This window comes from Moorena sp. SIO4E2, from assembly GCF_010671945.1.
GTDB classification, from domain to species: Bacteria; Cyanobacteriota; Cyanobacteriia; order Cyanobacteriales; family Coleofasciculaceae; genus Moorena; species Moorena producens.
Genome location: NZ_JAAHIE010000331.1, coordinates 1 through 8,359 on the forward strand (window position 1 = coordinate 1; position 8,359 = coordinate 8,359).

10 protein-coding genes and 1 pseudogene are annotated in these 8,359 nt (G+C 42.1%); 2 read left to right on the top strand and 9 right to left on the bottom strand.

Features of this window, described 5'->3' with window-relative positions:
• Window positions 1-123: 123 nt before the first annotated feature.
• The 7 genes and pseudogenes from F6K37_RS44785 to tnpA form a co-directional block, all read right to left on the bottom strand.
• Window positions 124-219, bottom strand: a pseudogene (locus F6K37_RS44785) (MvdC/MvdD family ATP grasp protein); the annotation flags it as partial.
• A gap of 359 nt (window positions 220-578) precedes the next feature.
• Window positions 579-842, bottom strand: a complete 264-nt coding sequence (locus F6K37_RS26000; RefSeq protein WP_044493312.1) for a zinc ribbon domain-containing protein — start codon at window positions 840-842, stop codon at window positions 579-581.
• Window positions 827-1,372, bottom strand: a complete 546-nt coding sequence (locus tag F6K37_RS26005; RefSeq protein WP_008184770.1) for a hypothetical protein — start codon at window positions 1,370-1,372, stop codon at window positions 827-829. Before F6K37_RS26005 ends, F6K37_RS26000 begins: the two co-directional genes overlap by 16 nt.
• 161 nt (window positions 1,373-1,533) lie before the next feature.
• A complete protein-coding gene (locus F6K37_RS26010) occupies window positions 1,534-1,914 on the bottom strand; it encodes a microviridin/marinostatin family tricyclic proteinase inhibitor (protein ID WP_287253172.1) in 381 nt (126 codons plus the stop codon).
• A 257-nt stretch (window positions 1,915-2,171) separates the two neighbouring features.
• On the bottom strand, window positions 2,172-2,426 hold the full coding sequence (locus F6K37_RS26015; RefSeq protein ID WP_287253174.1) for a microviridin/marinostatin family tricyclic proteinase inhibitor: 255 nt from the start codon (window positions 2,424-2,426) through the stop codon (window positions 2,172-2,174).
• Between the two features lie 442 nt (window positions 2,427-2,868).
• A complete protein-coding gene (locus tag F6K37_RS26020) occupies window positions 2,869-3,165 on the bottom strand; it encodes a helix-turn-helix domain-containing protein (RefSeq protein ID WP_287253178.1) in 297 nt (98 codons plus the stop codon).
• Window positions 3,166-3,239: 74 nt separating this feature from the next.
• On the bottom strand, window positions 3,240-3,644 hold the full coding sequence (gene tnpA / locus F6K37_RS26025; RefSeq protein WP_287253181.1) for an IS200/IS605 family transposase: 405 nt from the start codon (window positions 3,642-3,644) through the stop codon (window positions 3,240-3,242).
• 78 nt (window positions 3,645-3,722) lie between these two features.
• On the opposite strand from tnpA, the gene F6K37_RS26030 reads away from it, so the two are divergent.
• On the top strand, window positions 3,723-5,048 hold the full coding sequence (locus F6K37_RS26030; RefSeq protein ID WP_287253183.1) for an RNA-guided endonuclease InsQ/TnpB family protein: 1,326 nt from the start codon (window positions 3,723-3,725) through the stop codon (window positions 5,046-5,048).
• A gap of 11 nt (window positions 5,049-5,059) precedes the next feature.
• Here the strand turns inward: F6K37_RS26030 and F6K37_RS26035 are convergent, their stop codons facing one another.
• Window positions 5,060-5,332: a hypothetical protein gene (locus F6K37_RS26035; RefSeq protein WP_287253185.1), complete on the bottom strand. Its 273-nt coding sequence runs from the start codon at window positions 5,330-5,332 to the stop codon at window positions 5,060-5,062.
• A 543-nt stretch (window positions 5,333-5,875) separates the two neighbouring features.
• The gene (locus tag F6K37_RS26040; RefSeq protein WP_287253187.1) at window positions 5,876-7,918 is read right to left on the bottom strand and encodes an ABC transporter ATP-binding protein; all 2,043 of its coding nucleotides are present in this window, start codon (window positions 7,916-7,918) and stop codon (window positions 5,876-5,878) included.
• Window positions 7,919-8,022: 104 nt separating this feature from the next.
• Between F6K37_RS26040 and F6K37_RS26045 the strand changes: the two genes are divergently transcribed.
• The gene (locus tag F6K37_RS26045; protein WP_287253190.1) at window positions 8,023-8,235 is read left to right on the top strand and encodes a hypothetical protein; all 213 of its coding nucleotides are present in this window, start codon (window positions 8,023-8,025) and stop codon (window positions 8,233-8,235) included.
• Window positions 8,236-8,359 lie beyond the last annotated feature (124 nt).

Here is an 8,359-nt window from a genome sequence, read left to right on the forward strand (position 1 = left end):
AGTGGTTTGAGAGAGTCCCGTAAGTTCGACCGCCTTACGGAGTGGTACTAGTGTCATGTCTCTATTCTAACAATTATGAAAAGACTTTACTAGACTTTATGACACTTTGCATAACTGTCTACTAACCCCTCTTTTTGATAGGGATTCCGCTACTCTATCAATAGTGAAGTAATCACCACTGTGGGTTATTAATAGAATTATATCACGAGATCGGTTCATATACGTTAATGGTGAAGAATAAATAACAGTAATAGGAATTAGCCATTGCCCCCTAAATCCCCCAAGTTTGGGGGACTTTTTGAGTAATCCCCCAAACTTGGGGGGTTAGGGGGGCAAAACCAACTAAACTTCGTAAGTCCTAAGTAAAATAAATAACACTCAGCCCAAAGCTGATAGCTGAGGGCTGATCGCGGGTTTCAAAAGCTCAGTTGACGCAAAGGGAGAAATAGTATCGGTAATTATTTCAACTACCCCTGTCTAATCGAGTACCCTAATCGAGTACACCCTTGGCAAGGGGATTGTGTCTACAGTTCACCTCCAATCTAATTCCCGAGATAGGCTAGCCTTTGGCAATCCCCTCAGTCTAGAGTTTTGGTTTCATCCTGGGACACATCAGGGACGGTTGAAAGTCGCCCCGTCCTCTCAAAGTCTTGCCTCAAGAGGAGCGTTCTCAGTGCGATATTCTTGGCTCCAACTAAATCAGCATGTAGTTTGTATCCACAAGCCATGCAATCAAAATCTAAGCCCTGATTGGGTCGATTGGCTTTATTGGTGTGACCACAACGGGGACATGACTGGGAGGTGAAATTAGCATCAACTCTAATCGCTAAAGCGCCACCCAAAACGGCTTTATAGTCAATGAAGTGCAAATTATTGCTGTACCTATTTTTGCAGCACCTGAATGAATCAAGTCTAAGTGTTTTTGAGCTCCGGAGTAGTCAATTTTTATGGGACCTTCTAAGGTAACTAGGCTAGCTTTACCTTTAACAAATGAGTAGTCACGCTTGTAACTAAACGTACAGGTCCGAGCTCTGAATTTAGGAGGGGGATCTAAGCCTTGGTAACGCTTGTTGGTAATCCCGGATTTTAAGTGAGTAGCATTACGCTCTACTTTCATCCAGAGATTTTTATAGATTGCAGCTACCTGTCGAGGTACGTTACATGCCATTTGGGCTGGTAACCTAAAGCGTTCTCGAATGTCGTAGTAAACCTGCTTTTGTAACTTAGCCGCATCAGAAAGTTTGCCTTTGTCAAACGCCAATTTCGATGTATAGTTCAAGGCATCACGATAAGCTAAAGTAACTGCACGAAGCTTTTGCTTTTGCTCCGGTGTGCAGTTCAACTTCAGCTTTGCTGTAATTACCTGCTGCATCGAATCTTTGACCTTTGTTAATTGTGTTATAGCAGTTATAAATTGGGTGAGGTACTTTCCTTCTTGGTTTTAGAAGGGAGCTTCGGAGTTTCGGAACAGCGAATAAAATTTAGATGTACCTCACGCTAATTAGTAAACCCTATAGTCAACTCGATACGATATTACTTGTGGGGAGCATCTTCCTCATCAGAGGGGAACTTCAGGGTCACAATTGGACCACCGCCACCATCTTCTTGATCCGATGGGTACTTCCGGGTCATCGCAATTGGACCACCGCCACCCTCTTCGTGATCTGAGGGATACTTCTTAGTCAAGGCTGGACCACCGCCACCCTCTTCGTGATCTGAGGGGTACTTCCGGGTAAAGCATCCGGCACCATCTTCAAAATCAGAGGGGAACTTCTCTGTGAACGCAAATCCGCGACCGCCTCTAACATCATCCATTTCCTCTTCAGATAGCTCTTCGCACCATTGCCCTTCTAGGTAGCGGGCGAAAAAGGGAACTGCTTGGGAATTTTCTTCTGGTTTGTCCATATTAGACATGGCTTTAAACTCCTAGTGGATAAATAAGATGTGGGGAAATAGGAGATAGGATGTGGCTAAGTATGAGTATATCCATGAATAGACCCATGAATAGACACAACTATTTTCCTATAAATCTATTAAAAGCCATGCCTCCCTAGCTGTAACGCCAAATTGGCGAAAATTTTTAATTTAAACCTAAAATAAATAAGTTAGGCTCTGGGTAGATTATTCCCTATCTTCCAGATATCCCCGGTCTGAAAATATTACACGGATTGCTATATATCTTCTTGATCAGATGGGTACTTTTGAGTCTCAACTATTAGATCATCTCGAAACTTGAAGGTTACCCCCGACCAATCTTCCCGATCAGATGGGTACTTTCTGGTAAGACTGCGAATAGGCAATACATTACCACCTTTGACAGTTTCCATTTCTTCCTTAGATAAGTCTTCAATAAATTGTCCCTCCAAGTAGCGGGCAAAAAAGGGAACTGCTTGGGAATTTTCTTCTGGATTGTTCATGTCTGACATCGTAAAATTACTCCTAGATAATTGAGGAAACTTACTGGCTAGTTAAACTCCCATTTTAATGGGATAAAAATCACCTACTCATCTCAAGATATTAAACTCGCTAAATTTAATCCTTTGGCTAAAATATTGCCTCACTAATTTAGGGAGTTTTGAAAGGATTAATTAATAGCTTATCAAGCTAAAATTATTCTACACTTAATAATAAAAAAATAATGGTACATAAAACTAAAAATTATGTATGATAGCCCTAGGAATTGGGGTGTATTCCTACTTGGAACCATTGGTATTATTTTTGCTAATGGGTAATGGTACGAGAGTAATCACAATTACCTTACCCATTACCCAAGCGTGACAATAGTGATATTATCTGGATATCAAAGAAATAAAGACGATTCTGAGTCTACTATTCGGAATCTTCTCATCTCCGGATATCTCCATCTTGTTAATGTGGTGGACACAGGAAATTCTGGAGTTTTTCAGGCATTTCTTCAAAATTCTCCAGAAGGAAATCCATTATGGCCAGATGGTACAAATCGATGGGCATGGGAGAGCGATAGTTGTGACCTCTGGCAAACCAGCGCTGTACTGTAGCATCACTACGGGAGCAAATACAGGCGATGACCTCATAAGTCACTAACCATTTGCCATAAAACTTTTGTGGTGTCATTCCCAATTGGCAGTTACTGTAGCGCTGGATTAAGGCTTGGTCTTTTTCGGTTAGAGGACGGGGCTTTTTCATAAAGATCTAGGTAGAATTCCTCCCCGTGTCTAAAGACCGGGGAGGAATTCTCCATAGTGGCTTTAGCCACCTTCTTATCCGTGGTGAGGGTCGTTGATATACCGCTGAATAGTTTCACTACTCACCTTCCCTGCGGTACTAAAAAAATAACTATTAGTCCAAAGAGATGGCAGTTTTTTTAATTCAGGGAACTCTTTTCGCAAGTAGTTTGCACTTCTGCCTTTGAAAGCCCTGACTACTTGATAAATAGCATCTGTTGGATTTATCTCTACAAAAAGGTGAATATGATCAGGAGCAACCTCTAAAGCTTTAATATTCCAGTTCTTCTCCGAAGCTATCTCAGTAAAAATTTCGTAAATCCTATCCCTAATCTTTCCTACCAATACCTTTTTTCTTCTTTTCGGTATCCATACTAAATGTACAGTACACACCCCGACCGCATGGTTGTAGTGTCTGTACTCAAAACCGCTGTTTCTCAATTTATTTTCTCTCCGGACTTGCTGTTGTTTTTATTGTAGGTTAATATATAGTTAACGACAAACCCCTGAGGGTCGATAATGGCTAAAAAGAAGTTAAAAGTAGGGGTTCAGCAAATCCTTTTACACCCGGACAAAGAGACAGAGGCAATCCTGACTTATCTTTGTGAGCAGTCAGGGAAACTGTACAATATGGGAGTTTACTTTTCTCGTCAAGTGTTTTTCAAAACAGGAAAACTACTTACAGGTAAATTCGACTTGATATATGAAAAAAGCGTAGGAAAGACGATTGTAGCTAAGTCTCTCCCCTCCACCCCAGCCCAGCAGACATTGATGAGTGTGGCCGAAGCACTTAAATCCTATAAGAAGCTAAGAGAGTCTTGGTTCAAAGGGGGTTTAAAAAGTAGACCGAAGCCTCCTGGATATTTGAAAGGGAAAAAGATGTTTAAAGTCTCTTATCCAAATTCAGGAGGGCAAAAGCCAAAGAGACATGAAGACTTAATTACTTTTTCTCTGGGATTAAATGTAAAGAGATGGTTTGGAATCAAAAAATTCTCTCTGTCTTTTCCTAGTAATTTAGAAGATATAAAAATAAAAGAATGGACTATTTTACCTAAAAATGGGGCTTTTTACCTAGAAGTATCTTATGAGATACCAGAGTCAGTCCAAGTCAAAGATAAAAGCAAAGAGGCTTTGAGTATAGATTTAGGGACTTCTAGTAATTTAGCGGCTTGCGTTGACACTTTAGGAAATTCTTTTTTAATAGACTGTCGTGCCATGAAGTCCTTTAACCAATATTGGAACAAGCAAGTCTCTACAAGAAAGAAAGGTAGAGCAAAAGATTATTGGGATAATTGGCTTGATAGGGTTACTCGGAAACGGAACCATCGGATGAGAGATGGAATAAATAAGGCCGCTAAGATAATAATCAACCATTGCCTTGAATACAGTATTGGGACTATAGTCCTAGGCTGGAATGAAGGTTTTAAACAATGCTCCAATATGGGTAGGATAAACAATCAACAGTTTGTTCAAATACCTTTAGGGAAGCTAAAAGATAGGCTATCTCAGTTGTGCAGTTTACACGGAATCCATTTGGAATTGACGGAGGAAGCTTACACCAGTAAGGCCAGCTATCTTGATGGAGACTCCCTACCTGCTTATGGAGAAAAACCAAGTGGGTGGAAAGCATCAGGAAAGCGTGTAAAGCGCGGTCTTTATAAGACTTCAAATAAGTCAATAGTAAATGCTGACTTAAATGGTAGTGCAAATATCTTGAGAAAAGTAGCCAGAAAGCTAGGCATAGACCTATCCAGACTGAGTAGACGGTGTTTGACTACCGTAGCGAAGATTAGACTTTGGACGTTACCTAAGTTTATCTTGTCAGCAGAATCCCCGCGTCTTTAGACCGGGGAGTGTCAAAAAGCCTCCTCTACTGCTAGAGTTTCTAAGTCTTGTTCCCTTGGCAGTAAGCTTATGGCTGGTAAACTGCAAAAGTCTAGCGCTAGCGCCAAATGAGGTGGCAAATCCGCCACTGACAGCGATGTCGGGTATCGCGATATCAGGGATCTATGACTATACCCCAGTTCATAGTCAGTGTGGGACAGGCTAGAAGCCTGTTCCACAGAAGCCTGTTCCACCGTTTGTTGGTAGGGGTGACCCTCACCATCAGGGTGAATTGGTTTTAGCATAGGATCTATCTCCTTGTGTTAATGGAGGAGCCAGAAGCCAGCGTTTGCCATGGAAACTTTGCGCTGGCTTCTTTCTATCTCCTTATCTCCTTACTTTCATAATAACACAAAACATTTAAATACTGTAAAAACGTTAAAAAACTTAAAAAACTAATTTGGGAGGAACGTCAATTGCTTTGCGACCATTCAAAATTATCAATTCAAAATTAAAAAATACCCCCGAAATGAATTCAGAGGCTTGTATTTGTTGTCAACAATTCAAAATTATAAGGCTAGTAATTTTGTAAGCCGTCAGCCGTCAGCCGTCAGCCGTCAGCTAAAAGCTCACGCTACTTGAGGTGCTTACAATAAACCTAGAACGAGATAATTTAATAATTCCAGATTAATGAGAATTGAAAGTATGGGGAAAATTCCATGACTCCTGGCACAGACTTCGAGGCTGATAGCACCTCAAGTAGCGTGCGCGTAGGGCATTAGCTGATAGCTTATGTAATTTTGAATTTTTAATTTGGCATTTTGAATTTAAAAAAAATAACCTTTCCCTTAATTAACAGACCATGGATCACTAATCTCAGAATTAATAGACCATGGATCATTAATCTCAGGTATTTCCATAGCTTGTCGTCTGTGTTGCTGCTGTTGAATCCGATCGAGAGTACCAGTGGGAATAGAAGCAATCAGCTGACGAGTATAATCCTGTTTCGGTTCTCGATAAATACTGTCAGCGGGACCAATTTCTTCAATTTTGCCCTGGTTCATTACCATAATGCGATCGCTCATGAATTTAACTACACTCAAGTCATGGGAAATGAATATATAGGTTAAGCCGAAATCCTCCTGCAATTGTTTCAGCAAATTCAGGACTTGTGCCTGTACGGAAACATCTAGAGCAGAAACGGATTCATCACAAATGATAAACTTAGGATTAAGAGCGAGTGCCCTAGCAATACAGACCCGCTGGCGCTGACCTCCAGAAAATTCGTGAGGATAGCGATTCATCCAGTCAGGATTTAAATCCACTCGCTCCAACAACTCAGCCACGCGATCGCGTTTTTCCTTACTATTACCCCCAACATCATGAATCAATAGGGGTTCCATCACTGCTTCCCCAATCTTTAGTCGTGGGTCGAGGGAACTAAAGGGATTCTGAAACACAATTTGCATTTCACGGCGTAATTGCCGCAAACCCATACCCTTGATTTTGGTAATCTCTTTACCATCAAAGTTTACTTCTCCACCCATTGGTTCAATCAAGCGCAGCAATGTTCGTGCTAAGGTAGATTTGCCACAACCGGATTCTCCTACTAAGCCCAAGGTTTCACTGGGATAAACATCAAAGGATACTCCATTGACTGCCATCAGATAGCGTTTCGTCCCGCCAAATACGCCTCGAATGGGAAAGCCTACCTGTAAGTTACGCACCGAAACTAACGGTGGTTTGGTTGAAGGTTGGGAGGTTGAAGGTTGGGAGGTTGAAGGTTGGGAGGTTGAAGGTTGGGAGGTTGAAGGTTGTTCGCCTTTAGCGTTCCCGTAGGGTAGGTTATCTGACGAAGTTTGAAGCTGGAACCGGTCAACATTCAACCCTTTTGATTTTTCTCGGATTACCTCTTCCCCACTAGCAGTAGTTACCACCTCCATGAAGTCAGAAACAGTTGGTAGGTATGTTACAGTTTTATCCAGAGTTGGGCGACAGGCTAATAATCCCTTGGTGTAGGGATGGTTTGGCTCAGAGAAAATTTTCCAGACATCACCCCTTTCCACAATTTTGCCTTGGTACATCACCGCTACGCTGTCAGCAATTTCCGCAATTACCCCTAAGTCGTGGGTAATAAAAATCATGGACATCCCTCGGGTATCCCGTAACTCCCTCAGCAAATCCAGAATAGTTGCCTGTACGGTAACATCAAGAGCAGTAGTGGGTTCATCAGCAATCAACACATCAGGGTTACAAGAAATTGCGATCGCAATCATCACCCGCTGCAATTGACCACCAGACAGTTCATGGGGATAGCGCTTTAAAATTTCCCGTTTTTGCTGGTTAATGTGGCGATTAATTAGCCGTTCCCCCGGTATAGCTTGACCAGGGTTCTCCCGACGGAATTCCTCTAGAAAACTCTCCCTCAATTGTTGATCGCTAGGGAGTAGCTTGACCTCTTGAAGACGAGCCATGGCTTGACGCCTTGCTTCTTTTAGGGAAACATCCTGGTGTTGCAGAATCGCTTCTGTCAGTTGAAACCCACAGGTATAAACTGGGTTAAGGGAAGTCATGGGTTCTTGGAAAATCATTGAGATTTGACCACCCCGGTAGGACTGCTTGTGATCAGGACTCAGCCCTAGTAAATCCACCCCTTTTTCCCGAGTTGAGGGTCGGAAGTAAATCTCCCCATTGGTAACCTTACCAGGATAAGGTATCAAACCCATGATGGCCAAAGAGGTGACTGATTTCCCAGAGCCTGACTCCCCCACAATCCCTAGGGTTTGTCCTCGACGCAGTTGAAAGTCAATGCTGTCAACGGCTGTGACCTGTTTTACATCGGTTTGGAATTGGACTTTCAGATTATGGACGTCAAGAACAGTGTCAGTCATGGCATTCAAGAGGATTAAGTCAACAGAGTTAACTTAAATCATACAAAAACTCTAGGGTTTACTCCCTAGGTCAGCTGTCAGCGGTCAGCTCTCAGCCGTCAGCTGTGAGCTATCAGCTATCAGCTATCAGCTATCAGCTATCAGCTCTCAGCTCTCAGCTATCAGCTCTCAGCTCTCAGCTCTCAGCTCTCAGCTATCAGCTCTCAGCTCTCAGCTATCAGCTATCAGCTATCAGCTCTCAGCTATCAGCTGTTTTCTATCTTCAATCAGATCGATCTGGCTGCTACCTGGGAAGTAAGCTATCAGCTATCAGCTAAGCTGTTGCGCATTTAAACTGTGATAACAGCATTGCCTTTGTTTTTTATTTTTCGTACCCATTTTATAATTAACCCTCCTTCATTTAAAAGATGATTTAACAAACATTCTAATTCTTCAATTGAT

What these genes read in the sequence shown, in the direction of transcription:
- F6K37_RS26005 (WP_008184770.1), bottom strand. Translation starts at nt 1,372, where the DNA reads ATGCAGCAGGTAATTACAGCAAAGCTGAAGTTGAACTGCACACCGGAG.
- F6K37_RS26010 (WP_287253172.1), bottom strand. Translation starts at nt 1,914, where the DNA reads ATGTCTAATATGGACAAACCAGAAGAAAATTCCCAAGCAGTTCCCTTT.
- F6K37_RS26015 (WP_287253174.1), bottom strand. Translation starts at nt 2,426, where the DNA reads ATGTCAGACATGAACAATCCAGAAGAAAATTCCCAAGCAGTTCCCTTT.
- F6K37_RS26020 (WP_287253178.1), bottom strand. Translation starts at nt 3,165, where the DNA reads ATGAAAAAGCCCCGTCCTCTAACCGAAAAAGACCAAGCCTTAATCCAG.
- F6K37_RS26030 (WP_287253183.1), top strand. Translation starts at nt 3,723, where the DNA reads ATGGCTAAAAAGAAGTTAAAAGTAGGGGTTCAGCAAATCCTTTTACAC.
- F6K37_RS26035 (WP_287253185.1), bottom strand. Translation starts at nt 5,332, where the DNA reads ATGCTAAAACCAATTCACCCTGATGGTGAGGGTCACCCCTACCAACAA.
- F6K37_RS26040 (WP_287253187.1), bottom strand. Translation starts at nt 7,918, where the DNA reads ATGACTGACACTGTTCTTGACGTCCATAATCTGAAAGTCCAATTCCAA.